General features: G+C 74.5%; 23 protein-coding genes. 14 read left to right on the top strand and 9 right to left on the bottom strand.

Going from position 1 to position 24468, the window contains the following annotated elements; genetic code table 11:
- The first annotated feature begins 1 nt into the window (after window position 1).
- The gene (locus AD017_RS26880) at window positions 2–1096 is read left to right on the top strand and encodes an ABC transporter ATP-binding protein (RefSeq protein ID WP_060575967.1); all 1095 of its coding nucleotides are present in this window, start codon (window positions 2–4) and stop codon (window positions 1094–1096) included.
- A gap of 67 nt (window positions 1097–1163) precedes the next feature.
- Here the strand turns inward: AD017_RS26880 and AD017_RS26875 are convergent, their stop codons facing one another.
- Window positions 1164–1955 (bottom strand): MBL fold metallo-hydrolase, encoded by a 792-nt coding sequence (locus AD017_RS26875; protein WP_227012601.1) that lies wholly within the window; start codon window positions 1953–1955, stop codon window positions 1164–1166.
- 541 nt (window positions 1956–2496) lie between these two features.
- Between AD017_RS26875 and AD017_RS26870 the strand changes: the two genes are divergently transcribed.
- From AD017_RS26870 to AD017_RS26860, 3 genes are all read left to right on the top strand, one after another.
- Window positions 2497–3210: a response regulator transcription factor gene (locus tag AD017_RS26870; protein ID WP_060575965.1), complete on the top strand. Its 714-nt coding sequence runs from the start codon at window positions 2497–2499 to the stop codon at window positions 3208–3210.
- Entirely contained in the window at window positions 3210–4484 is a 1275-nt protein-coding gene (locus AD017_RS26865; RefSeq protein ID WP_060575964.1) for a HAMP domain-containing sensor histidine kinase, read from the top strand. The genes AD017_RS26870 and AD017_RS26865 overlap by 1 nt, the downstream gene beginning before the upstream one ends.
- A 102-nt stretch (window positions 4485–4586) precedes the next feature.
- Complete coding sequence (locus AD017_RS26860; protein ID WP_060575963.1) at window positions 4587–5012, top strand: hypothetical protein; 426 nt, start codon at window positions 4587–4589, stop codon at window positions 5010–5012.
- Window positions 5013–5037: 25 nt separating this feature from the next.
- Here AD017_RS26860 and AD017_RS26855 read toward each other — a convergent pair whose 3' ends face one another.
- The gene (locus AD017_RS26855) at window positions 5038–5964 is read right to left on the bottom strand and encodes a LysR substrate-binding domain-containing protein (RefSeq protein WP_060575962.1); all 927 of its coding nucleotides are present in this window, start codon (window positions 5962–5964) and stop codon (window positions 5038–5040) included.
- A gap of 141 nt (window positions 5965–6105) precedes the next feature.
- Here AD017_RS26855 and solA point away from each other — a divergent pair, with 141 nt between their 5' ends.
- From solA to AD017_RS26830, 5 genes are read left to right on the top strand one after another with little or no spacing between them, the layout of a single operon-like run.
- Window positions 6106–7290: an N-methyl-L-tryptophan oxidase gene (gene solA / locus AD017_RS26850; protein ID WP_060575961.1), complete on the top strand. Its 1185-nt coding sequence runs from the start codon at window positions 6106–6108 to the stop codon at window positions 7288–7290.
- A 29-nt stretch (window positions 7291–7319) separates the two neighbouring features.
- Window positions 7320–8642 carry an aromatic ring-hydroxylating dioxygenase subunit alpha gene (locus tag AD017_RS26845; protein WP_060575960.1) on the top strand — a complete coding sequence of 441 codons (1323 nt, stop codon included), beginning with the start codon at window positions 7320–7322 and terminating at the stop codon, window positions 8640–8642.
- Window positions 8639–10078: an aldehyde dehydrogenase family protein gene (locus AD017_RS26840; protein WP_060575959.1), complete on the top strand. Its 1440-nt coding sequence runs from the start codon at window positions 8639–8641 to the stop codon at window positions 10076–10078. The genes AD017_RS26845 and AD017_RS26840 overlap by 4 nt, the downstream gene beginning before the upstream one ends.
- Window positions 10079–10088: 10 nt before the next feature.
- Window positions 10089–11027 (top strand): PDR/VanB family oxidoreductase, encoded by a 939-nt coding sequence (locus AD017_RS26835; RefSeq protein WP_060575958.1) that lies wholly within the window; start codon window positions 10089–10091, stop codon window positions 11025–11027.
- The gene (locus tag AD017_RS26830) at window positions 11024–11455 is read left to right on the top strand and encodes a cupin domain-containing protein (protein ID WP_060575957.1); all 432 of its coding nucleotides are present in this window, start codon (window positions 11024–11026) and stop codon (window positions 11453–11455) included. The genes AD017_RS26835 and AD017_RS26830 overlap by 4 nt, the downstream gene beginning before the upstream one ends.
- 9 nt (window positions 11456–11464) lie before the next feature.
- Here the strand turns inward: AD017_RS26830 and AD017_RS26825 are convergent, their stop codons facing one another.
- Entirely contained in the window at window positions 11465–11689 is a 225-nt protein-coding gene (locus tag AD017_RS26825; protein ID WP_010231609.1) for a DUF3072 domain-containing protein, read from the bottom strand.
- Between the two features lie 109 nt (window positions 11690–11798).
- On the opposite strand from AD017_RS26825, the gene ligD reads away from it, so the two are divergent.
- The 5 genes from ligD (at window position 11799) to AD017_RS26800 (ending at window position 18310) form a co-directional block, all read left to right on the top strand.
- Complete coding sequence (gene ligD, locus AD017_RS37535; RefSeq protein WP_349675481.1) at window positions 11799–13763, top strand: non-homologous end-joining DNA ligase; 1965 nt, start codon at window positions 11799–11801, stop codon at window positions 13761–13763.
- A gap of 5 nt (window positions 13764–13768) precedes the next feature.
- On the top strand, window positions 13769–14542 hold the full coding sequence (locus tag AD017_RS26815; RefSeq protein WP_060575956.1) for a glycerophosphodiester phosphodiesterase family protein: 774 nt from the start codon (window positions 13769–13771) through the stop codon (window positions 14540–14542).
- Window positions 14543–14585: 43 nt separating this feature from the next.
- The gene (locus AD017_RS26810; protein WP_060575955.1) at window positions 14586–15902 is read left to right on the top strand and encodes an MFS transporter; all 1317 of its coding nucleotides are present in this window, start codon (window positions 14586–14588) and stop codon (window positions 15900–15902) included.
- Window positions 15903–16148: 246 nt separating this feature from the next.
- Entirely contained in the window at window positions 16149–16490 is a 342-nt protein-coding gene (locus AD017_RS26805) for an RNA polymerase-binding protein RbpA (RefSeq protein WP_060575954.1), read from the top strand.
- Between the two features lie 77 nt (window positions 16491–16567).
- The gene (locus AD017_RS26800; protein ID WP_060576636.1) at window positions 16568–18310 is read left to right on the top strand and encodes a DUF885 domain-containing protein; all 1743 of its coding nucleotides are present in this window, start codon (window positions 16568–16570) and stop codon (window positions 18308–18310) included.
- A gap of 25 nt (window positions 18311–18335) precedes the next feature.
- Here the strand turns inward: AD017_RS26800 and AD017_RS26795 are convergent, their stop codons facing one another.
- From AD017_RS26795 to AD017_RS26770, 6 genes are all read right to left on the bottom strand, one after another.
- Entirely contained in the window at window positions 18336–19109 is a 774-nt protein-coding gene (locus AD017_RS26795; RefSeq protein ID WP_033200745.1) for a polyprenol monophosphomannose synthase, read from the bottom strand.
- Window positions 19102–20811 carry an apolipoprotein N-acyltransferase gene (lnt, locus tag AD017_RS26790; protein ID WP_227012600.1) on the bottom strand — a complete coding sequence of 570 codons (1710 nt, stop codon included), beginning with the start codon at window positions 20809–20811 and terminating at the stop codon, window positions 19102–19104. Before lnt ends, AD017_RS26795 begins: the two co-directional genes overlap by 8 nt.
- Before the next feature lie 62 nt (window positions 20812–20873).
- Window positions 20874–21719 carry a PIG-L deacetylase family protein gene (locus AD017_RS26785; RefSeq protein WP_060575952.1) on the bottom strand — a complete coding sequence of 282 codons (846 nt, stop codon included), beginning with the start codon at window positions 21717–21719 and terminating at the stop codon, window positions 20874–20876.
- 295 nt (window positions 21720–22014) lie between these two features.
- The gene (locus AD017_RS26780; protein WP_010228285.1) at window positions 22015–22209 is read right to left on the bottom strand and encodes a PspC domain-containing protein; all 195 of its coding nucleotides are present in this window, start codon (window positions 22207–22209) and stop codon (window positions 22015–22017) included.
- Between the two features lie 114 nt (window positions 22210–22323).
- Complete coding sequence (locus AD017_RS26775; protein WP_060575951.1) at window positions 22324–23457, bottom strand: Xaa-Pro peptidase family protein; 1134 nt, start codon at window positions 23455–23457, stop codon at window positions 22324–22326.
- 105 nt (window positions 23458–23562) lie between these two features.
- Window positions 23563–24408 (bottom strand): GAF and ANTAR domain-containing protein, encoded by an 846-nt coding sequence (locus AD017_RS26770; RefSeq protein ID WP_060576635.1) that lies wholly within the window; start codon window positions 24406–24408, stop codon window positions 23563–23565.
- Window positions 24409–24468: the final 60 nt, after the last annotated feature.

Genomic DNA, 24468 nt, shown 5'->3' with positions numbered 1-24468 from the left:
CGTGACCCTGCAGAAGGAGACCGCGGACCCGGGGCAGCCCACCGTGCCCGCCGTCACGACCGCAGCGGGCATCGAGCTGCTCGGGGTACGCCACCGCTACGGCCCCACACTCGCCCTCGACGTCGACGACCTCGCTGTCCCGCACGGTTCCCTGACCGTGATCGTGGGCCCCTCGGGCTGCGGGAAGTCGACACTGCTCTCGGTCGTCGCAGGACTGCTCTCCCCCGGCGAGGGCCGCGTGCGCATCGGCGGGACCGACGTCACCGACACCGCTCCCGGTGGACGTGGACTCGCGATGGTCTTCCAGGACTACGCGCTCTACCCGCACCTGTCGGTCGCGGCGAACATCGGGTTCGGCATGCGGCTCGAAGCCCGCCACTCGCGCGGTGCGGGCCCCGGGCGCGCCGAGATCGACCGGCGGGTCGACGAGGTGAGTGCCCAGCTCGGTCTGGCAGGTCTGCTCGAACGGCGCCCGGCGCAGCTGTCGGGTGGCCAGCGGCAGCGGGTCGCACTCGCCAGAGCGATCGTGCGCCGCCGCCCGGTGCTGCTGCTCGACGAACCGCTGTCGAGCCTCGACGCCCAGCTCCGCGCCCAGGCCCGGACCGAGCTGGCACGGCTGCACCGCGAGCTCGGCGCGACCCTGGTCATGGTCACCCACGACCAGTCCGAGGCACTGTCGATCGCCACGCACCTGATCGTCATGCGGGCCGGGCGAGTCGTGCAGGCCGCCGCACCGGACGAGGTCTACCGACGCCCACACGACGAGTTCGTCGCGACCTTCGTCGGCAGCCCGCCGATGAACGTGCTCGATCACGACCGCGCCCGGTGGGGGTGGCGCCCGGCGGACGGAGTCGTCCTCGGTGACGGCGACACGCCCGAGGTCGACGCGATGGTGCTCGACGGCACCGTCGACGTCGTCGAGTTCGCCGGCCACGACAGGCTCGTGCACTGCCGCAGCCGCGAAGGCCGGTGGTCGTTCACCGAGCCGATCGCGAGCGGGCGCGCGGTCGGTGACCACGTGCGGGTCTCGATCGCAGCGCGCGACCTGCACCGCTTCGATCCCGGGACCGGGCGGCGCATCGGGTCCCGCGCCTGACCTGTGGGTGGGCCGGGACGATCACTCGCCCCGCCCCGGCCCACCCACAGGTTCCGGGAGTGCGTGCTCAGCAGACCGGGAACACACGCTCCGGCGCGGCGAGATGCACCGGGCCGGCGAACGACTCGCACGCCTCGGCACGGCGCGCATCGAGCCAGGTGGGATCCGCGGTGACGAAGTGGGTCAGCACCAACTGGCCCACCTCGGCCGCGGCGGCCACCCGCCCCGCACGAGCCGCACTCATGTGCCCGTCGGAGGTGTCGTCGGGCAACTCGAGGGTGGACTCGCACAGCAGCAGGTCCGCTCCGCGGGCGAGCTCGCTCAGCCCGGCGACGTCCGAGGTGTCGCCGCTGTAGACCAGGCTCGACCCCGCGGGATCGGTCACGCGGACACCGCAGTTGGACATCGTGTGGTGCAGCGGCCGCAGCACGACGCGGCAGTCGCCGATGGTCAGCTCCTCTCCCGGCTCGTACTCCCGGATCTCCAACGCCGCCCCGAACGCACGGTCGAGCTCGGGCCGGCTGGGGATCCGGAACACCGCGGCGAGGCGCTCCAGCGCCGCCCGGCCGCCCTTCGGGACATGGAGCGGGATCGGACGGTCACCGGGCGCTGGCCCGGCCGTCGGCAGGGTCGGGAAACGGTCGTTCCCGAGCATCCGGGACGTCAGCAACGCCTTGCCCAGCGGCAACACGTCGTAGCAGTGGTCGGTGTGCAGGTGGCTGATGACGATCCCGTCGAGCGCTGCGGGCGTGGAGACCGCGCCGAGCGCGGTCACCGCCCCTGGTCCGCAGTCGAGCAGGACACGGGTCGAGTCGGTGGACACGAGGTAGGCCGAACTGGCCTGTCCGTCGGCGGGCATCGCCGCACGGCATCCGAGCACAGTGAGCATCACGACTCGATCCTGATGCCGCCCACGGCGCAGGCCACCTCCGTTCGCGAATCCGACGTGCGCGATCATGCGGATCAATCGCCGCACCGGATCCGTGCATCGGGGCTGGTAGGAACGACGAGCGATCATGGAGTCGCACCCCGGTGCGACCACCGCCGTCTCGTGGTCATCACCTCCGCCGCGAACCGCCAGGATCGACAGAGCCGGCGAGACAGGACGATGTGCCGGCGGGCGGCGGCCTCCGTGCGTGGTACCCGTACGCGTCGCCCGGATCTCCTGCCGGATCGACGTCGTCCGGGCCGTTCCTGCCGTGTCGCGGACCGTGGCCCGGCTCCGGCTGCCGCCGTCGTGACGGGGTCGTCGGTCGTCGTTTCGTTGACGATCTGCTGGCGTCAATGAAACATTGACATCTGAGGAGGGCGCCGGACGTCCTCCGCTCCGGTAGCGTCCCGGCCTGGAACTCTGGTGACCGCCGACACAGGGCAGATCACGGGAGGAGTGCGAGCAGCCGATGACGTCCGAGCCGCGGGTCCTCGTGGTCGAGGACGACCCCACGATCGGTGACGTCCTCGTCGGTGCCCTGAGCGAGCAGGGTTACGACGTGGTCTCCGCCCCCGACGGCGGTACGGCACTGGCCGCCGCCGACCGGCAGCCGGTCGACCTGGCGCTGCTCGACCTGGGCCTGCCGGATCTCGACGGCAACGAGGTCTGCCGACGGCTGCGGGACCGGTGCCCGGAGGCGATCGTGATCATCCTGACCGCGCGGGCCGAGGAGATGGACGTCGTCGTCGGTCTGGAGGCCGGGGCCGACGACTACCTGACCAAGCCGGTACGGCTGGCCGAGCTGCTGGCCCGTGTGCGTGCCCACCTGCGGCGCGGCGGCATCGTCGGCGTCACCCGCCGGATCGAGATCGGTGACCTCCGCATCGACACCGGGAGCCGCCGCGTCCGCGTGGCGGGGCACGAGATCGACCTCCGCGCCCGCGAGTTCGACCTGCTCGAACGGCTCGCCCGCGAGCCGGGCGTCGCGGTGAGCCGCGACCGGCTCATGGCCGACGTGTGGGACGAGCACTGGTTCGGATCGACGAAGACGCTGGACGTCCACGTCGCCGCCGTGCGGCGACGGCTGGCAGGCCGTCCGGGCGCGCAGGTCCCGACCATCACGACGTTGCGCGGGCACGGCTACCGCCTCGACCCACCGGGTCCCGCCGGTGACCACGGCTGATGCGCTCCCGGATCGTGCGGCTCGCCGTCACCGCCGCCGCGGCGGCACTCGTCCTGTTCGGGGTGCCGCTCGCCCTGGGCCTGCAGCAGTACGCCACGGCGGACGAACGGTCCTCGCTCCAGCGACTCGCCGAGTTCGGCGCCCTGTCGGTGCAGGAGGACATGAGCCACGACCTCGATCCCACGGAGCTGCCGGCCGGGCCCGACGACACCTCGGTCGCGCTCTACGACGAGGACGGCGACCTCGTCCTCGGCGCGGGCCCGCCGGTCGGGGACGGACCGGTCGACCGCGTCCTGCGTGGCGGTCTGGTCTCCGGTCCCCCGGACCAGCTCGTGGTGGCAGCACCGGTGTCCGACACCCACGACGTCGTCGGTGTGGTCCGCGTCGCGAGCCCGGCCGGGACCGTCACCGCCATGCTCCTCCCGATCTGGTCCGGCATGCTCGGCCTGGCCGCGCTGATCCTCGCCGCGGTCTGGCTGTTCGCGCGCGGTCTCGCCCGGCGGCTCTCCCGTCCGATGGAGACGCTCGCCGCCGAGGCGACCCGGCTCGGTGACGGCGACTTCGCGGTGCGGCCCGAACCCACCGGCATCCCCGAGGTCGATCTCGTGGGCACCGCCCTCGCGGGGACCGGGCGCCGTCTCGACGAGCTGCTGGCCCGTGAGCGCGCGTTCTCGGCCGAGGCCTCGCACCAGCTACGGACACCGCTGGCGGGTCTCCGGCTGCGGCTGGAGTCGACGCTCGACCGTCCGGACCGGCTGACCCGCGCGACCGTCGAGGACGGCCTCGCGTCCATCGACCGGTTGGAGCGCACCATCGACGAGCTGCTCACGCTGGCCCGCGAGCGACGGGGACGGTCCGCCCCGGTCGACCTGGTGCGGTTGCTGGCCGAGGCCGAGGCCGAGTGGCGCGACCGCCTCGCCCGTGCGGGGCGCGTCTTCACGACTCGCCGGCCCGACGACCTCCCCGACCCGGCCGCGGGGGCGGCGGCCGTCCGCCAGATCGTCGGCGTCCTGCTCGACAACGCCGCCCAGCACGGCGCCGGTGCCGTCTCCCTCGTCGCCCGTGAGGCCGGGCCGAGCGCGGTGGCGCTCGACGTCACCGACGAGGGCGGTGGTGTCCCGGAGTCCGCGCTCGCCGGCAACGGGTCCGGCATGGGTGTCGCACTCGCCCGTCGCCTCGCCGAGTCCGAGGGCGGCCGCCTGACGATCCGGCGGTCACCGTCGGTGGTGACGCTGTTGCTCCCCGTCGCCGAGCAGGCGACCGACGGCCACTGACGGAGAGCGCTTCTTACCGTCCGCTTACCCGCCGCTGGGCCGGCGCTGGTGCCCGTCGTCCTACCGTTGCCGGTGAGACCACGGCGACGAGGGAGCAGCCCGATGCGTTCTGTCGTACCGAACCGGCACCGTGCCGAGCTGGCACGCGACCGTGCCTTCCTCGCCCTGGCCGGTGACGACGGGCTCGCCGGGCACGGATACCACTACGGCACCGTCCGGGTGCTCGTCCCGGACGAACCGGCCGAGCCCCGGTACACCACCGACACCCTGCTGCTGTCCTGGTCCGCACCGGAACCGACCCCGCGGGGGACCGTGCGGCAACGGCTTTGGCTGCACGTGACAGGACCTGACGGGCAGCACGCGCACCGGGCTCCGGGCGACGTGCTGCGGCGCGCCGGCGAGGTGCTGCTCGACCGGAACTCGGCTCTCGCCGGCTGCGCGACGGTGGAGACGGCCCGGCCACGGATCCTCCGCAAGGTCGGTGACCAGCTGGTGACGACGGCGTTCGACGTGCACGTCCCACTCTGACGTCTCCCCCGGGCGACCCGGGCCGTCATGCCGCGGCGAGCCGGTCCGCCAGCGACCGGCACACCGCACGCAGGCTGTCGAGACCGGCGGCGACGGCGGGCTGGTCCTGCGCGCCCGCGCGGACCGCGGCGATCACCCGGCGGATCGGCACCGGTGGCGTGCCGATGCGCAGCCGGCGCGTGTCGTGCCGGGCCGGCAGGTCGGCCAGCCGGGGTACGAGCGCCACCCCGAAGCCGCGGGCGACCAGGGCGGCACCGGTGTCCCACTCGTCGGCGTAGTGGGCGATGTCCGGGGCGAAGCCCGCGCTGGAGCACGCCATCGTCACGAGCTGGTGGTAGGCGCGCCCGGGGCTGCTGCAGATCCACCGGTCACCGGCCAGGTCGTGCAGCGCCACGTCCGGCCGCTCGACCAACGGGTGGTCGGGGCCCACGAGCAGGTCCAGGGGCTCGTCGAACAGCGCACGCTGGTCGAACGACGGGTCCGACGCCGGGGGGATGGCCGACGTCGCGACGACCACGACGATGTCGGCCTCGCCCGCGGCGAGCAGGTCGAACGCCCGGGCCGGCTCGCACTCGCGGAGCGCGACCTGCAGGGCCGGGTGGCTCTCACGCAGCCGCCCCATGACCTCGGGCACGACGGCCGCCGCCGCGGTGGAGAACCCGCAGAACCGGACGACGCCTCCGACGTCCCCGTCGCGGTGCGCCGCCAGCTCGGCGCGGGCCCGCTCCCACTGCGCGGCCAGCGTCTCGCCGTGCGCCAGGAGGGTCCGGGCGGCCGCGGTGAGCCGCACGCCCCGCCCGTCGGGCTCGAGCAGCGTGACCCCCAGCTCCCGCGCCAGGCCCTGCATCTGGTGCGACGCCGAGGACGGGGTCATCCGGCAGATCTCGGCCGCGGCGGTGACGGTCCCGTGCCGCGCGATCGCCGCGAGCACCCGGAGCCTCCGATCGATCATTCGAAAAACGTACATGATCGCGAGTTCAAATCTTCGATGGACGTGTAACGACGTCCGCACGCATCCTGTGGCCGGCACCACATGCACACCCCCTCACCAGCGATCCGAGGGTGTCCTCGGCACGGCAGGAGTAGTAGCGACATGACGACCTACCGCGCGATCGTCGTCGGCCTCGGCGGACTGGGCTCGGCGGCACTGCACCGCCTGTCCGCCGAGCTGGGGCCGGGTGTGCTGGGCCTCGAGCAGTTCGAGCTCGGGCACCACCGGGGGGCCTCGCAGGACCACTCCCGCATCATCCGGCTCGCCCAGCACCAGGAGCACTACGCCGCACTCGCCGCTCCGGCCTACAAGGCGTGGGCCGAGGTCGAGGCCGAGTCCGGGCAGCAGATCCTCACCCGCACCGGCGGGCTGGTGATCGAGGACCGGATCGCCCGCCGGGGCGCGGCGACCGGCACCCGCAACATCGAGGGCTACACCGCGATGTTCGACCGTTTCGGCGTCGGGTACGAGCTGCTCGACGCCGACGAGCTCACCGCCCGCTGGCCGCAGTTCCGCGTCGAGGGTGGCGAGCAGGCCCTCTACCAGGCGGACTCGGGCATCGTCGACGCCGCACGGGCCAACGCGGTGCACATCGCGCTCGCCAGGGCACACGGTGCCGAGGTCCGCCCGCACACCCCGGTCCGGGCGATCCGCGCCGACGGTGACGGCGTCACCGTCGTCACCGACGGGGAGACCCTGCGCGCCGACCGTGTCGTGGTGGCCGCCGACGCCTGGACCAACCAGGTGCTCGCCGGGACCGGTGTGCAGCTCCCGCTGACCGTCCTGCGCGAGCAGATCACCTACTACTCCACCCCGCACCTCGCCGAGTTCTCGACCTCCCGGTTCCCGGTGTTCATGTGGCACGGACGGCACAACTTCTACGGGTTCCCCGTCTACGGCGAGGTCGCCACGAAACTCGGCCAGCACATGGGCGGCGAGGAGACCACCGCCGAGGACCGCTCCTTCGAGCCGGACCCGGTCCGCCGTGACCGCTACGACGACTTCCTCGTCCGGCACCTCCCGCGCTTCCGCGGGCCGGAGCTGTACTCCCGGACCTGCCTCTACACCGTGCCGCCGGACCAGAACTTCATCCTGGACAGGCTGCCCGGATCCCCGCAGATCGTCGTCGCCAACGGCGCCGGCCACGCCTACAAGTTCGCCGCACTGATCGGCGGGCTGCTCGCCGACCTCGCCCTGGACCGCGAGCCCGCCCACGCCGTCGACGCGTTCTCCGCCGGCCGCCCCGCGCTCACCGACCCGGCGTTCCCCCGCAGCTTCCACGTCTGAGCCCGCCCCCACCCGAAGGGAGACACACGATGACACTCGACGTCACGGCGACGACGGCCCCGGCCACCGCCCCGGGCGACGCGCTGCCGGCCCGGCCCGTCGATCCCGCGCTGTTCACCGAGGAGTCCACCTACCGCCACACGCGCCTCCCGGTGGAGCTGGCCTCGACCCTGCTGCCCGACGCCTACACCTCGCCGGCGTTCTTCGCGCTCGAGCAGGAGAAGGTGTTCGCCTCCGGCTGGGTCGCCGTCGGCTTCGTCGCCGACGTGGAGACGGCGGGCGCCTGCGTCGTCGTCGACGTGGCGGGACGCTCGGTCGTCGTCACGCGCAACCGGCACGGCGAGCTGCGCGGCTTCCACAACGTGTGCCGACACCGGGCCACGAAGCTGCTCGACGCCGGTGCCCGCGAGGTCGGCAGGCGCGGCCGGATCCGGTGCCCGTACCACAACTGGACCTACGACACCGACGGCACGTGCCTGGGCACGCCGCTGTTCGAGGGCTCCGACGTGCCCCCGGGCCAGGAGGCCGTCTTCGACACCTCGGGCGCGAAGGGATTCGACCGCGCCGACTACGGCCTGCTCCCCGTCGCGGTCGAGGCCTGGGGCTTCCTCCTGTTCGTCAACCTCGCCCCCGACCCCGCACCGCTGCGCGACCACCTCGGAGACCTCCCCCGGCGATTCGCCGACCACCGGCTGCAGGACTGGACGCCGCAGCGCCGGTCCTCCTACGACGTCGCCGCGAACTACAAGCTCGTCGGGGAGAACTTCATGGAGTACTACCACCTGCCCTGGGTGCACCCGGAGCTCAACCAGGTCTCGCAGGTCTCCGACCACTACCGCTGGCAGGGGCCCGGCCGCTACACCGGGATGTGCACCACGCCGGTGTCGCGCAACACCGAGGCCGGCGGCTGGGACGGGCCGGCCCCGCTGAGCACGCTCGGCCCCCAGGACCGCGAGGCCGGCCGGTTCGTCTGGCTGTTCCCCAGCTGCGCGCTGGTCGTGCTGCCGAACCACGCGTTCGTGCTGCTCAACCGGCCCGTCGCCGCCGACCGCACGATCGAGACCGCGGTCCTGCTCACCCACCCCGAGTCGACCGGCTCCCCCGGCCTGCAGGAGGGCCTCGACCAGCTCGAGAAGTTCTGGGACCTGGTGAACCGCCAGGACGTCGAGATCGTCGAACGGGTCCAGGAGGGTATGGCGGACCCCGCCTACCGCGGCGGGCGGATGTGCTTCCGCTTCGAGGAGCCGCTGCACCGCTTCCAGAACATGGTCGTCGACAGGATGGTCGGCATCGACCGGGTCCCCGGCGGCGACGACGAGGTCATGACGCCCATGTTCGGGGACCCGGCATGACCGCCGCGCTCGACGTCCACCCCGCCCACCACGTCGACGGTGCCTGGGTCGCGGCCCGCGACGGGCGCACGCTCGCCGTGGAGGACCCCTCGACCGGCGCGACCGTCGCGCACGTCGCGCGTGGCGGTGCCGCCGACGTCGACGACGCCGTCCGTGCCGCCCGGGCCTGCGCGCGCACGATCCGCGGGACCACCCCGGCCGACCGCGGCCGGGCCCTGCGGGCGCTCGCCACGGCACTCGGGGACCGCCGCGAGGAGTTCGCGCGCCTCGAGACCCTCGACACCGGCAAGCCGATCTCGCTGTCGCGCTCCGAGGTCGCGGGCTGCGTCGACTACCTGCACTACTACGCCGGCGCCGCGGACAAGCTCCACGGCGAGACCATCCCGCTCGGGCCCGGGTCGCTGGCCTTCACCGTCCGCGAGCCGGTCGGGGTGAGCGCCCACGTCGTCCCGTGGAACGCCCCGCTGTCGATGCTGTGCCGCAGCCTCGCCCCGGCCCTCGCGGCCGGCAACACCGCTGTCGTCAAACCCGCCGAGCAGACCCCGCTGACCGCGTTGCGCCTCGCCGAGCTCGTCACCGCCGCCGGCTACCCGCCCGGGACCTGCAACGTCGTCACCGGCCTGGGCACCGAGGCCGGGCGGGCTCTGGCCGGCCACCCGGGGATCGGGTCGCTCACCTTCACCGGGTCGGTCGCCACCGGCCGGGCGGTGCTGCGGGCCGCGGCCGAGCACATCACCCCGGTGGTGACGGAGCTGGGCGGGAAGTCGCCACAGATCGTGTTCGCCGACACCGACCTCGACGACGTGGCCGACCAGGTCGTCGCCGGTTTCACCGCCAACAGCGGCCAGTACTGCGACGCCGGGTCCCGGCTGCTGGTCGAACGCTCCGTGCACGACGACCTCGTCGAACGGGTCGCCGCCCGTGCCGCGGCGCTCACCATCGGACCGGGGGCCGACGACCCCGACCTCGGGCCGCTGGTCTCGGCCCGGCACCACCGTCGCGTGGCCGGCTACGTCGCGCTCGGGCACGCCGAGGGACGCCTCGTCGGCCGGCCACGACCGGTCCCGCCGGACGGCCACTACCTCGCCCCCGCCGTGTTCACCGGCCTCGCACCGGACGCCCGGATCGTGCAGGAGGAGATCTTCGGGCCCGTACTGGCCGTCCTGGCCTTCGACGACGAGGACCACGCGGTGCGCCTCGCCGACGGCACCGACTACGGCCTGGGCGTGGGCATCCACACCCGTGACATCGACCGGGCACTGCGCGTGGCCGGCCGCGTCGACGCCGGTTACGTGATGATCAACGAGTACTTCGGGGGCGGCACCGCCGTCCCCTTCGGCGGCACCAAGCTCAGCGGCACCGGCCGCGAACGCGGGCTGGTCGCGCTGGAGAGCTACCTGAGCACCAAGACCGTCGTCGCCCGCACGAGCGGATGAGGAGGCCACGATGGACCTGATGGTGGAGGACCGCCGGGACGAGGCCGACGGCGTCGTGTCCCTGACGCTGGTCCGCGCCCGAGGCGGTGAGCTCCCGCCCTGGACACCGGGTGCGCACGTCGACCTCCGCCTCGCCGACGGGCTCGTGCGCCAGTACTCACTGTGCTCCGATCCCGCCGACCGGACCCGCTGGCGCATCGGGGTACGGCGCGAGCCCGACGGCCGCGGTGGGTCCCGGCACGTGTTCGACAAGCTCCACGGCGGCGACATCGTCGACGTCGGGGACCCCCGCAACCACTTCGAGCTGGTGGCGGCGGCGCACTACGTCTTCGTCGCCGGGGGCATCGGGATCACCCCGCTGCTGCCGATGATCGACCGGGCCCAGCGGGCCGGAGCCGGGTGGTCGCTGCTCTACGGCGGGCGCAGCCGGTCCTCGATGGCCTTCGCCGACGAGCTGGCCCGCTACGGCGACCGGGTCGTGATCGCCCCGCAGGACGAGGTCGGCCTGCCCGACCTCGCGACCCCGCTCGACGGCGCCCCGCACGGCACCCTCGTCTACGCCTGCGGCCCGGAGGCACTGCTCGACGCCGTCGCCGCACGGACGGCGGCGTGGCCGGCCGGGAGCCTGCACGTCGAACGCTTCGCCCCGAGGACGTCCACACCCGCCGGCCGGGACGGGACCTTCGAGGTCGAGTTCGTCGCCAGCGGGGTCACCGCCGTCGTGGGGCCGGACCGCAGCGTCCTCGACGTCGCGGAGGAGGCCGGGATCCGTGCCGACTGGTCCTGCCGGGAGGGGACCTGCGGAACGTGCGAGGCCGGGCTGCTCGGCGGCCGCGCCGAGCACCGGGACTCCGTGCTCGACGACGACGAACGCGCCGCCCAGGACTGCATGATGATCTGCGTCTCGCGCGCCGAACAGGGCTGCCCGGCGTTGCGGATCGACCTGTGACCACCCACCACCGGAGCCGGTTCCACGTCCGGGCCGCCGAGGAGCCGGTCGTCGACCAGGGCGACCCCTCCGACAGCACCTGGGTCGCCGCCGGCGGTGACCCGCGCGACCGGGGCAGGCTCGTCGAGCTGGTGTCCGAACAGCTGGTCGGTTCCGAACGGCTGATGGTCGGCCTGGCCTGGCTCGGCCCCGGTGAGCGGCACCTGCTCCACCACCACCCGCACGCCGACGAGTGGTACTACGTCATCGCGGGGGCCGCGCGGTTCACCGTCGGCGACGAGACCGTCCGGGGCGAGCCCGGCTCGGCCCTCTGGATCCCCGCCCACGCCCCGCACGGCATCCACAACGACACCGGCGGGACGCTGGAGTTCCTCTGGGGGTTCGACCGGCCCCGCCTGGACTCGGTCGGCATCGTCTGGGACGAGTAGCGCGGCCCCTCACTGCCCGCGGCCGGTGGCCTCCTGCAGCTCGTCGATCCGGCGGGACGCCGCGGCCTTGCTGAGCCCGTCGAGCTCGGCGGTCCCGTGGCCGGCCTCCTGCAGCAGCGTCTCCAGGTACGAGCGCTGCGGCCCCGTCATCGGCTCGTCGCCGGTCGTCCAGTCGCCCGGGTCCTTCTCGGCGGTGCCCGGTTCGGTGTCGTCGGTCGTGTGGTCGTTCGTCATGGGATCGAACGTATCTTCGATGCGCGCTCCCCGCGCGGTGGACACCCGCCGGCACCGTCATCGCGTCGCACGGCAGGTCCGTGGGCCCCGCGATCGCTAGGCTCCCCGTGTGCCGCTCGACGAGTACCGCCGCAGGCGCGACCCGCGGCGCACCCCGGAGCCGGTGCCCGACGGCGACCCGGAGTCCGGTGGCGACGACCGGTTCGTCATCCAGGAGCACCACGCCACCGCGCTGCACTGGGACCTCCGGCTGGAGCGCGGCGGGGTGCTCGCGTCCTGGGCGGTGCCGAAGGGCCTGCCCGAGGACAGCGAGACCGTCCGGATGGCCGTGCGCACCGAGGACCACCCGCTGGAGTACCTCGACTTCCACGGGGACATCCCGCGCGGCGAGTACGGCGGCGGGCACATGACGGTCTGGGACTCCGGGCGTTACGACACCGAGAAGTGGAACGACAACGAGGTCGCCGTCGTGCTGCACGGCGAACGCGCCCGCGGCCGGTTCGTCCTGCTGCACCGGGACGGCGGGCAGGGGGCCGGCCGGGCGGACCGGTGGCTCCTGCGCCGCACCCGCGACCAGCCCGCCGGTTCCGCGCCTTCCGGGGCGCCGCTCCCCCACGACCCCGTCGCCGCGGTCCCGACGGCGGCCCGCCGGCTGCCTGCCGGGGACGGCTGGCGCGTCCGCCCCGTCTTCGGCGGCCGCCGGATGCTGGTCCGCAGCGACGGCGGCCGGCTCACCCTGCGCCCGATCGGCGACGACGGCTCCCCCGGCGACCCGGTCGACACACCCGCGGCGCTCCGGGACCTCGGCCCGGAGCTCGGCGCGGGCGGGCACCTGCTCGACGCCGAGCTGACCGGCCGCGGCGAGCTGTGGATCGCCGACGTCCTGCACACCGGCGGCCGCGACGTCCGTGCGCTGCCCCTCGACGAGCGCCGGGCGCTGCTGGAGGCGCTCCCCCTCGACGGGCCGCACCGCAGGCCCGTCCCGCTGTACCCGAACGCGGGCGCGCGGCTGCTCGACGCCGTCCGGCAGCAGGGCCTGCCGGGCGTCGTCGCCGTCCGGGAGGGGTCGCCCTACCCCGAGGGGCCGAGCGACGACTGGCGGGAGGTGCCGGTGACCGGGAGACGGGACACCACGCGCAGGAGCAGCGGGGCGGCGCACCGCGACGGCTACGGCCGCGCGTCGCTGACCAACCCGGACAAGGTGCTGTACCCGGCCACCGGCACGACGAAGGCCGAGGTCCTCGGGCACTACCTCGCCGTCGCCGAGGCGATGCTGCCGCACCTGGAGAGCCGCCCCGCCACGCTGAAGCGCTGGCCGGACGGGGTGGAGTCGTCGTCGTTCTTCGAGAAGAACGTGTCCCGGCACGCGCCGTCGTGGCTGCGCACGGCACGGGTCGGCACGCCCGGCGGCCGGTCCGAGTCGGCCGACTTCGCGGTGATCACCGACGCCGAGGGGCTGGCCTGGGCGGCGAACCTCGCGGCGCTGGAGCTGCACGTCCCGCAGTGGCGGCTCGGCCCGCGCGACGGCAGGCACCCACCGGACCGTGTCGTGTTCGACCTCGATCCCGGTGAGGGGACGACCGTCGTCGACTGCTGCCGGATCGCACTGCGGCTGCGCGCGCTGCTCGACGAGCACGGGCTGCCGGTGTACCCGTCGACGTCCGGCGGCAAGGGCATGCAGCTCTACCTGCCGGTGCGGGTCACAGAGCCCGAGCGCACCTCCGAGTTCGCCCGGGAGGTCGCCGAGCGGCTCGCCGCCGAGCACCCGCGGGAGACGATCGCGGTGATGACCCGCGCCCGTCGCCGGGGAAAGGTGTTCGTCGACTGGAGCCAGAACAACACGGCCAAGACGACGATCGCCTCGTACTCGCTGCGCGGGCGCGAGCGGCCGACCGTGGCCACCCCCGTCACCTGGGACGAGGTGGACGCCTGCCGCGAGGCCGGGGACCTGGTGTTCACCTGCGACGACCTGCCCGGCCGGCTGGACACCCACGGTGACCTGATGCGTCCCCTGCTGGACACCGAGGGTTTCCGGCTCCCCCGTGGTGGGGCGATCTTCGAGGTGCCAGGCTGACCGCCGTGCCGCACCCGTACCTGGACGGTCCGTACCCGCGCGCCTACGCCCACCGGGGCTGGCACCTCGGCGAGCTCGACGGCTGCGAGAACACGGTCGCCGCGTTCGTCGCGGCCGCCGACCACGGACTGCGCTACGTCGAGATGGACGTCCACGCCAGCGCCGACGGCGTGCCGTTCGTGCACCACGACCCGACCCTGGACCGCACCACCGGCACGACCGGGCGGATCGACGCACTGCCCGCCGCGGAGCTGGACACGGTCCGGGTGCGGGACCGGGAGCCGCTCCCGCGGCTCGCCGACGTCCTCGCCGCGCTGCCCGGCGTGCGGATCACGATCGAGCTGAAGTCCGACCACGTCGTCGGCCCCGCGCTGGCGGTGCTCGACGCGGCGGACGCCTGGGACCGGGTCTGCCTCGGCTCGTTCGACGACCGCCGCCTCGCACGCGCCCGGTCGCAGGCCGGCCCGAGGCTCTGCACCTCGATGGGGCAGCGGGCGGTGACCGGGCTGCGCGCCCGCGCCTGGGGTGTCCCGGGCCTGCTGCTCCCGGGGATCGGCGGAGAGTTCGCGCAGGTGCCGACCCACTTCGGGCCGATCCCGGTCGCGTCCGACCGCCGGTTCGTCGCGGCGGCCCACCGCAGCGGCCACGAGGTGCACGTGTGGACGGTCGACGAGCCGGCGGAGATGCACCGGCTGCTCGACCTCGGTGTCGACGGGCTGCTGTCCGACCGCCCGGACCTGCTGCTGCAGGTGCTCGGCGAGCGCGCCGGGTCTGCGTGATCGCACGGAGGCCGGCCCCGGTGTCCGCCGATACCCTCGCCCGGTGACCGCAGCAGTACTGCCCGAGACCGGGCCCCGCCGATCCCGCGTGTGGGCCTGGGGGCTCTGGGACTGGGGCTCGTCGGGCTTCCAGCACATCGCCCTGACCTTCGTGTTCTCGGTCTACCTGACCGACGCCGTCGGTGCCGGCCTGCCGGGCCCGGTCTCCGCGAACAGCTGGCTCGCCTGGTCCACCGCCGCAGCCGGCGTCCTCATCGCGCTGATGGCGCCGGTGATCGGGCAGAGCGCCGACCGCGCCGGGCACCGGCTGCGGTCCACCGGGATCTGGACGGCGCTCGTCGTGCTGTCGATGGCCGCGATGTTCGCCGTCCGCGACGACTGGTCGTACCTGTGGCTGGGCCTGCTGCTGCTCGGCCTGGCGTCGATCTTCGCGGAGCTGGCGTACGTCTCGTACTACGCGCTGATGGCCCAGGTCTCGACCCCGGCGACGGTCGGGCGGGTGTCGGGGTTCGGCTGGGCGCTCGGCTACGTCGGCGGGATCGTCCTGCTGCTCCTGGTCTACGTGTGCTTCCTGTCCGGCGACGGCGGCCTGCTCGGCGTGCCCACCGACGGCGGGTTCGACGTCCGGATCTCGGTAGTGGTCGCCGCGGTCTGGTTCGCGGTCTTCGCGGTCCCGATGTTCCTGCTGCTCCCCGAGACGCGGCCCGCGTCGCCCGGGTCACCACGGCTGGGCGTGGTGGGCTCCTACCGCCGGCTCGTCACCGACCTGGTCGCCCTCTACCGGTCGAGCCCGCACACCGTGTACTTCCTGGGCGCCAGCGCGCTCTACCGCGACGGGCTCAACGCGATCTTCGCCTTCGGCGGGGTGCTCGCCGTGACCGTGTACGGGCTCGACCCGGGCCAGGTGCTGATCTTCGGTGTCGCGATCAACGTGGTGGCCGCGCTCGGCGCGCTCGCCGGTGGCCGGCTCGACGACCGGTTCGGTCCGAAGGCGGTCGTCGCGGGCTCGCTCGCGGGTCTCACCGTGGTCGGCGTCGTGCTGCTGTTCGTGTCCGGCCCGACCATGTTCTGGATCTTCGGGCTGGTGCTGGGGGTGTTCGTCGGACCGGCCCAGGCGTCGTCCCGGTCGTACCTGCTGCGGATGTGCCCGGAGGGCCGGGAGGGGCAGCTGTTCGGGCTCTACGCGACCACCGGGCGGGCCGTCTCGTTCCTCGCCCCGGCGCTGATCGGTCTGTTCACCTACCTGTTCGGCTCCGACCGGGCCGGCACGATCGGCATCGTCGTCGTGCTCCTGGCCGGGTTCCTCGCGCTGCTGCCGGTCCGCTCCCCGGCCCGTGCACAGGCACGATCGGGCACGTGAACACTCGTCGACCCTGGTGTGAGTGCCATCACACATGGCTGACACGTCACATCAGCGTGTGTAACGGGCTCCGGTAGGGAACACTGGCCCATCGGGCGCAGAGAGGGTTACCCCCGGGTAAGAACCGGGGTGATCCGCCTGCCCCGCCGCCGGAATAGCGTAGCGCCACGAACGTTACACCCGGTGGCGGCGACGTAACCGTCGAGGTGCCGCCGCCTCGACAGATCGCAAGGAGGGTGACGACGCATGGCCGACCGCGTTCTGCGTGGCAGCCGGCTCGGGGCTGTCAGCTACGAGACCGACCGCAACCACGACCTGGCGCCGCGGCAGATGGTCCGGTATGTGTCCGAGTCCGGTCACGAGTTCGAGGTGCCGTTCGCGAACGACGCCGAGGCTCCGGCGACCTGGGAGTCGCCCCAGGGCGGCGTCGGGCGCCGGGTCGACGGTGTCGAGCCCGAGCAGAAGAAGCAGAAGCCCCCGCGTACCCACTGGGACATGCTTCTCGAGCGGCGTTCCATCGCCGAGCTGGAGGAGCTGCTCAACGAGCGGCTGGAGCTTCTGCACGAGCGGCGCGCCGAGATCGCCTGAGCTCGGAGCACAGTCGTACGGAGCCCGGACCCCCGCGCGGGTCCGGGCTCCGTCGTGTCCGGGGCATGATGGCGGCGATGAGCGATCACAGCAGCAGCGCCTCCCGCCCCGGCGGAGCCGACCGGGCCGTCCGGGACCTGGCCGACGACCACGTCCGCCGCCTCGCCCGCCTCGACCCGATCCTCGCCGGGGACCTGGGGTACACCGAGCGGCAGGACGAGCTGCCCGACCTCTCCCCCGACGGGACCGCCGCCGTCGTCGCCGCCTGCCGGGACACCCTGGACCGGCTCGCCGCGCTCCCCGACCCGGCCGATCCCGACGAGCGGCGCTGCGCCCGGCTGCTGACCGAGCGGCTCGGCGCCCAGATCGACCACGCCGCGTCCGGCGAGCCGCTGCGCGCGGTCCAGGAGCTGTTCGGGCCGCTCGCCACGATCCGGACCGCCTTCACGCTCATGCCCGTCGACGACGAGGCCGGCTGGGCCACCGTCGCCGCCCGCATGGCGGCGGTGCCCGCCGCGATGGAGCAGTACCGGGCCTCGCTGGCCGAGGGCCGCCGTCAGGGACTGCTGGCGGCGCCCCGGCAGGTCGCCCGGGTCGCGGAGCAGATCGAGTCCTGGAACGCCGACGCCGGCGGGCGGGGCTGGTTCGCGGGGTTCGCCGGGCAGGCCGAGGTCGGCCCGGGGGTGCGCGCCGACCTGGACCGGGGCGCGGCGCAGGCGTCGGAGGCGCTCGCCGGCCTGCGGGACTGGCTGCGGGAGGAGTACCTGCCCGCGGCGGAGGGCACCCCGGACGGCGTCGGCGCCGACCGGTACCGGATCGCGTCCCGCTTCTGGAACGGCGCCGACATCGACCCCGGCGAGGTGTACGCCTGGGGCTGGTCGGAGTTCCGCAGGCTGCGCGACGAGATGGCCGCCGAGGCGGACCGGATCGTCCCGGGCGGCACCACCCGCGAGGCGATGGCCTTCCTCGACTCCGACGGCGGCGCCAGCGGCGTCGTCGAGGGTGGCGAGGCCGCCCGGGCACACCTGCAGAAGATCATGGACGACACGATCGCGGAGCTCGACGGCACGCACTTCGACCTGTCGGGCCGGATCCGCGACGTCGAGTCCCGCCTCGCACCGGCGGGCAGCGCCGCGGCGCCGTACTACACGCCGCCGTCGCTGGACTTCTCCCGGCCGGGCCGGACCTGGCTCCCCGCCACGCCCGACGACCGCTACCCGATGTGGGACCTGATCAGCACCTGGTACCACGAGGGCGTCCCGGGGCACCACCTCCAGCTGGCGTCCTGGGCGCTGCGGTCCTCCGAGCTGTCGACGTTCCAGACGTCGCTGGTGGGCGCGGTCAGCGCGGACGTCGAGGGGTGGGCGCTCTACGCCGAGCTGCTGATGGACGAGCTGGGCCACCACACCGACCCGGGCTCACGGCTCGGCTACCTCAACGGCCAGATGCTGCGCGCGGTCCGCGTGGTGATCGACCTCGGGATGCACCTGTCGCTGCCGGTCCCGGACGACTCCCCGGTCGGCGCGGGCCTGACCTGGACCCCGGAGCTGGGACGGGAGTTCTTCGGGATGCACGTCGGCGGCGGCGACGCGCTGGCCGACTCTGAGCTGCTGCGCTACCTGGGCGGGCCGGGCCAGGCGATCGGCTACAAGCTGGGCGAGCGTGCCTGGCTGACCGGCCGCGAGCGTGCCCGCGAGGCGCACCGGGCCCGTGGCGAGACCTTCGACCTGGCCGCCTGGCACGCCGCCGCGCTGGCGCAGGGCACCCTCGGCCTCGACGACCTGGTCCCCGAGCTGGCGGAGCTCCCCGCGCGGTCGTGAGCCCCGGTGCCCCGGGGGCGTCCGCTCAGGAGCGGGCGCCCTCGGCGACCGGGCCGGCCGGTTCCTGCGGGAGGTCGCGGCCCAGGCGGTGCGACAGACCCCAGCAGGTCACCCGCCAGAGCGCCTCGGCGACGATCGCGCCGTTCATCTTCGACGCGCCGCGCTGCCGCTCGGTGAACGTGATCGGCACCTCCTGGACGCGGAAGCCGGCCCGGACGGCGCGCCAGGCCATGTCGACCTGGAAGCAGTAGCCCTGGGACGCCACCGAGTCGAGGTGCAGCTGCTCCAGAACGGAGCGCCGGTAGACGCGGTAGCCGCCGGTGATGTCGCGGATCGGGACGCCGAGGGCGAGCCGCGAGTAGAGGTTACCGCCGCGGGACAGCGCCGCGCGGTGCCACGGCCAGTTCACGACGCGGCCACCGGTCACGTACCGGGAGCCGAGGACGACGTCGGCGTCGCCCAGCGCGGCCAGCAGGGCGGGCAGGTCCTCGGGGGCGTGCGAGCCGTCGGCGTCCATCTCCACGACGACCTGGTGCTCGCCGGTCAGGGCGTGCCGGAACCCGTCGAGGTAGGCGGCACCGAGGCCGTCCTTGCCGGCCCGGTGCAGGACACGCACCCGCTCGTCGGCCGAGGCGAGCTCGTCGGCCAGCTCACCGGTGCCGTCCGGGCTGGCGTCGTCGACGACGAGGACGTCGGCCGCCGGGACCGCCGCGTGCAGCCGCGCGACCGCGGGACCGAGGTTCTCCCGCTCCTCGTAGGTCGGCACGACGACCAGCACCGGGCCCGGTGGTTCAGCCATCCTCGTCCTTCCCCGCCCGCGCGCGCCGATCCGACGGCTCCGCCGACCCTACTGCCTCGCCCCGTTCCCGCCGCACCGCCACGCATGCGGCACCGGCGGCGAGGAGGCCGATCACGGTCAGCGTCCACTCCGGTCCGGAGCGCAGCCGTGCGGACAGCGTAGTCGTCGTGCGCAGCTCGATGCGATCGACCAGGACTCCGGGGACGAACTGGCCCGTCCGGGCCGTGACGGCACCCTGCGGTGTGATCATCCCGGACACCCCGCTGGTGGTCGCCACGACGACCGGCCGGTCGAACTCCACGGCGCGGACCCGGGACATCGCCATCTGCTGGTAGGTCATCTCGGAGAAGCCGAAGGTCGCGTTGTTGCTGGGGACGGCGAGCAGCTGCGCGCCGGCGTCGACGGCGTCGCCGAACGCGTCGTCGAAGGCGATCTCCCAGCAGATCGCGACCGCGGTGGGGACCCCGGCCAGGTCCACCAGGCCGTCGCCGCCGCCCGGGACGAAGTAGCCCGCCCGGTCCACGTAGGACGAGAAGAGGCGGAAGAAGGACCGCCACGGCATGTACTCGCCGAACGGCTGGATGCGCCGCTTGTCCTGCCGGTCGACGACGCCGGTGCCCGCCTCCCACACGAGCGCGGCGTTGCTCGTGGTCCGGCCCGGGTTGACCAGCACGGCCCCGACCATGATCGGGGCCCGGACCGCGCGGGCGGCCGCGTCGATCCGGGCGGCGGCGTCCGGGTTGCGCAGCGGGTCGATGTCGGAGGAGTTCTCCGGCCAGATCACCAGGTCCGGCTGCGGCTGCCGGCCGGCGGCGATCTCGGCGGCGAGGTTCTCGGTCTCGCGTGCATGGTTGTCGAGCACGGCCCGGCGCTGGGCGTTGAAGTCCAGGCCGAGCCGGGGGACGTTCCCCTGGATCGCGGCGACGGTGACGGTGCGGGCGGGGGGCCCCGGCGAGGGCGGCACCAGCGCCGCGAGCGGTCCGGCCACCCCGACGAGCAGCAGCAGGACGACCGGCACGGCGACCGCCCGCAGCGCGCCCGCGCGGCCGTCACCGGCGGGACGGGGTGCCGGCAGGCCGGCGACCCGGCCCGCGACCGCGCGCCGGAGCAGCTCGGTGAGCGCGAGCCCGGCGAGCACGGTGGCGAACGACAGCAGCGGCACACCGCCGATCGCGGCCACCGGGAGCAGCGGGGACTCCGGCTGGGAGAACCCGACCCGGCCCCACGGGAACCCGCCGAACGGCACGCTGCCGCGCAGCAGCTCGCCCCCGACCCACACGGCCGCGGCCCACACCGGCCACAGCACGCCGAGCCGCCCGGGTACCCGCGACACCAGCGCCATCACCGCGCCGGTCAGGCCGAGGAACAGCGACTCGAACGCCGACAGCGCCAGCCACGGTGGGGTCTGCACCAGGGCGCCGACCCAGACGAGCAGCGGGACCAGGAACCCGAGCCCGAACGCGAACCCGGCCAGGAACCCGCGGCCGGGGCGGGCGTCCCGCAGCAGCAGGCCGAGCACGGCGAACGCCGGCACCGCCAGCCACCACAGGCCGTCGCGCGGGGGGAAGGACAGGTAGAGCAGCACCCCGGCGGCGGCCGCGACGGCGGCGACGGCACCGGAGGCGAGCCACCGCCGGCGGCGGCTCACTGCGGGGTCACCGGCCACCGGGCCGGGAGCTGGGGGCACGCGCACGGACGCCACACCGAGGAGGGTACGACCGCGACCGTGAGCCCCCGGTGACCGGATCGATCACCGGGGTCCGCTCAGCGGGCGCCGGCGAGCAGGTGGGCGTTGCCGAGGGCGTCGAGGACGCCCGGTGCGGCGGGGGCACCGTCGCGTTCCCCGCGCAGGAACCACTCGTAGCCGTAGGCGGCGGCGAAGCCGTCCCCCGGGACACCGGCCGGGTCGATCTGGCTGGCGTGCGCCAGCATCGCGTCCCGCTTGACGGCGAGCTCGGCGGCGGTCCCGGCGACCGCGACCGCGATCTCGGCGGTGACCCGGCCGAACGGCACGCCCGCGGCCCGGGCGGCGCCGTGGACGAGGTGCCCGTCGCGGGCCGAGACGGCGAGGTGCTCCCGGTCCACGGTCATCCGGTAGCCGGTCGCGCCGGTGAGCGCGACGGCCACGGCGCCGGCGGCGTGCGCGGCGCGGTGGTCGGGGTGGCCGTAGATGCCGGCGTCGTCGTCGTGCACGACGGTGCCGGCGCCCTCGGCGTCGACGAGCTCGGCCACGGTGCGTCCGAGGACGACCGGGTCGGCGCCGGCGAGGGCGTGCGGGTGCGCGGTGCCGGGCCCGCCGGGCAGGCCCGAGTCGCGGTGCCCGAGCAGGACGAGCCGGGACACGCCCAGCAGCGCGGCGGCGTCCTCCAGCTCGCGGCGGCGCCGCGCGGTGACGGTCTCCCCGTCGGCCAGCGGCAGCCGGGAGCCGCCCAGGTCGCCGCCGGTCGCCATGACCAGCACGATCCGGGCGCCGGCGTCGGCGAGGCGGCGCAGGGTGAGCCCGGTGAAGATCGACTCGTCGTCGGGGTGGGCGTGCAGCGCCACGACGGTCTCGCCGGAGAGGTCGGGGGTGTGCGCACCGTTCAGGGGTGCGGGGTGGTGCAGGGGCACGGTGTGATCGCTTCGCGTGCGGGGCCGGTGACGGCCGGGCGGGACGGGACCGGGACGGGTCCGGTGCCGGACGCGGAGGCGGGGGGCGTCAGCGTCGCGGGCACGGACCCGGACGACAGCAGCACGCGACGACGCGCACGGAGGTGCGCGCGGCGGCGGTCGTCGGGTCGATCACGCGGCCATCATGGCAGCACGGTGCCGCGGAGGCGACGGCGGGGCGTGCGAGAGCGCCCACAGGCACCCCGGCGGCGACGGGCGGCACACGCCCGTCCACCGCCGGGGGCGGACCGGTCGGTCAGTACTGCGCCTTCGGCATGATGATCCACAGGATGATGTAGATCACGAACTGCGGGCCGGGCAGCAGGCAGGACAGGACGAACAGCAGCCGGACCGTGCCGCGGCCCAGGCCGAACCGGTCGGCGAGGCCCGCGCAGACCCCGGCGATCACCGTGCCGTTGCGCGGCCGGACGAGACTGCGGGACTGCGGCATGTTCAACGGACGCTCCTTCGGATGTGGGTGCGTGTACCCCTCACAGGGTGGCAGTTCCGGGGCCGGCCGCGCTCGGGGATCACCCGGGGACCACCCCGGGGACTACCCCGGGGATCACCCCCGGAGGACGACGAGGTCGCGCGGGTTGTTGTTGAGCCGCTCCGCGCCGCCCGCGGTGACGACGACGATGTCCTCGATCCGCGCACCCCACTGCCCGGCCTGGTAGATGCCGGGCTCGATCGAGAACGCCATGCCCTCCTGCAGGACCAGGTCGTTCCCGTCGACGATGTAGGGCTCCTCGTGCACGTCGAGCCCGATCCCGTGCCCGGTGCGGTGGATGAAGTGCTCACCGTGGCCGGCGGCGGCGATGTGCTCGCGCGCGGCCCGGTCGATGTCGGCGGCGGTCGCGCCCGGCTTCACCGCGGCAACGGCGCGCTCCTGCGCCTCCTGCAGCACCGCGTAGGTCCTCGCGACCTCCGGGGCGGGCTCGCCGCCCACCGCGTAGGTGCGGGTGCAGTCGGAGTTGTAGCCACCGGGCAGCGGGCCGCCGATGTCGATGACGACGACGTCGCCCGGCTCGATCACCCGGTCCGAGACGTCGTGGTGCGGGCTGGCGCCGTTGGGACCGGACCCGACGATGACGAACGCGGCCTCGGTGTGTCCCTCGGCGAGGATCGCCGCGGTGACGTCGGCGCCCACCTCGGCCTCGGTGCGGCCGGGACGCAGCCACTCGCCCATCCGGGCGTGCACCCGGTCGATCGCGGCGCCGGCGTCGCGCAGCCGCGCGATCTCCCCGGTGTCCTTGCACATCCGGAGCTCGCGCAGCACCGAGCCGGCGAGCACCTGGGGGACGTCGGGGAAGGCGTTGCGCAGGCCGAGGACGTGGCGGGCGGCCATGTCGTCGTCGACCGACATCCGGGTCGGGCCCCCGGCGAGGTCGCTGACCAGCAGGTAGGGGTCCTCGCCGTCGGTCCAGGTGACGAGGTCGATGCCCAGCGCCTCGAGCGGCACACCGGCGAAGCCGGGCGCCTCCAGCGCGGGGACGACGAGCGCGGGCGGCGCACGGTGCCCGGCGGCCGGGACGACGAGGCAGGTCAGTCGCTCGTGCGAGGACCCGTCGAACCCGGTCAGGTACCGCAGGTCGGTGCCGGGGGTCAGGAAGAGCACGTCGGTGCCCTGGTCGGCGGCGTGCTCACCCGCCCGGCGCAGCCGGTCGGCGAGCAGCTCGGTGGGGACGGCGTCGGTCATGGGCGTGAGCGTATGCGGGTACGCGGGGTGTGCGACCGCCGCCCGGCTCAGCGCGCGTCCCCCGGCCGGACCAGCGCCGACGGCTGTTCGCGGGCGGTCCCGCGGTCACTCCGCGTCGAGCGCGTCCGGGTGGGCGGTCACGGTCCCCGCCAGCTCGACGAGCTTCACGTTCAGGTCCTGGGAGGTGCGGCGGAGCACGTCGAAGGCCTCGTCGGCGGTCAGACCGCGGCGGGCCATGAGGATGCCCTTGGCCTGCCCGATGAGGTCCCGCGACTCGATCGCACGCCGCATCTGGGCCTCCTGCAGGCCTGCGGCGGAGACCGCCGCGCAGGTGGCGAGCGCCAGGGACGCGTGCGTGGACAGCAGCAGCATCCGGTCCTGGTCGGCGGGGGTGAAGGCGCCGGGGAGGGCGGCGTAGACGTTGAGGGCGCCGGGCAGCCGGGGCGGGGCGATGTCCGGGATCAGCGAGGTCGCCAGGACCGAGAGGTAGCCGTGCTCGACCGCGGCCGCGGAGAACTCGGGCCAGCGGTCGTCGGTGCGCAGGTCCGCGGCGACGGCGAGCGCCGGGCCCTCGGCGCGGGCGGACTCCACGCAGGGGCCGCGGCCGCTGCGGTACTGGGCCTGGTCGATCGCGGACGCGGCCGGGCCGGTCTCGACCGGGGTGTGGAAGTGACCGTCGTCCTCGCGGAGCGTGACGCTCACGAGGTCGGCGCCCGGGACCACCCGGTGGACCGACTCGACGACCCGGGCGAGCACGTCGCCGACGGTGCCGGACACGAGCAGTGCGCGGGTCAGCTCGGCGAACTCGCGGGCCAGCGGGCCGGTCGCGGCGAGGCCGTCCTCCGCGTGCCCGTCGCGGCCCTGGGCGACGACGAACCGGGCGCGGTCCTCCGTCCACTCCTGCTCGCCCTCGCCGACCGGGACCCCGTGCGTGTGCTCCACCGGCACCATGATGCACCGGTCGGGCGGTGTCGCGTCGCGGCACCGGCCGTGAGTGACAGACTCGACGCC

The sequence above is a fragment of the Pseudonocardia sp. EC080619-01 genome (assembly GCF_001420995.1).
Lineage (GTDB): Bacteria > Actinomycetota > Actinomycetes > Mycobacteriales > Pseudonocardiaceae > Pseudonocardia.
The sequence above is the reverse complement of the archived record's forward strand: the minus strand, read 5'-3'. Positions and strand labels throughout refer to the sequence as shown.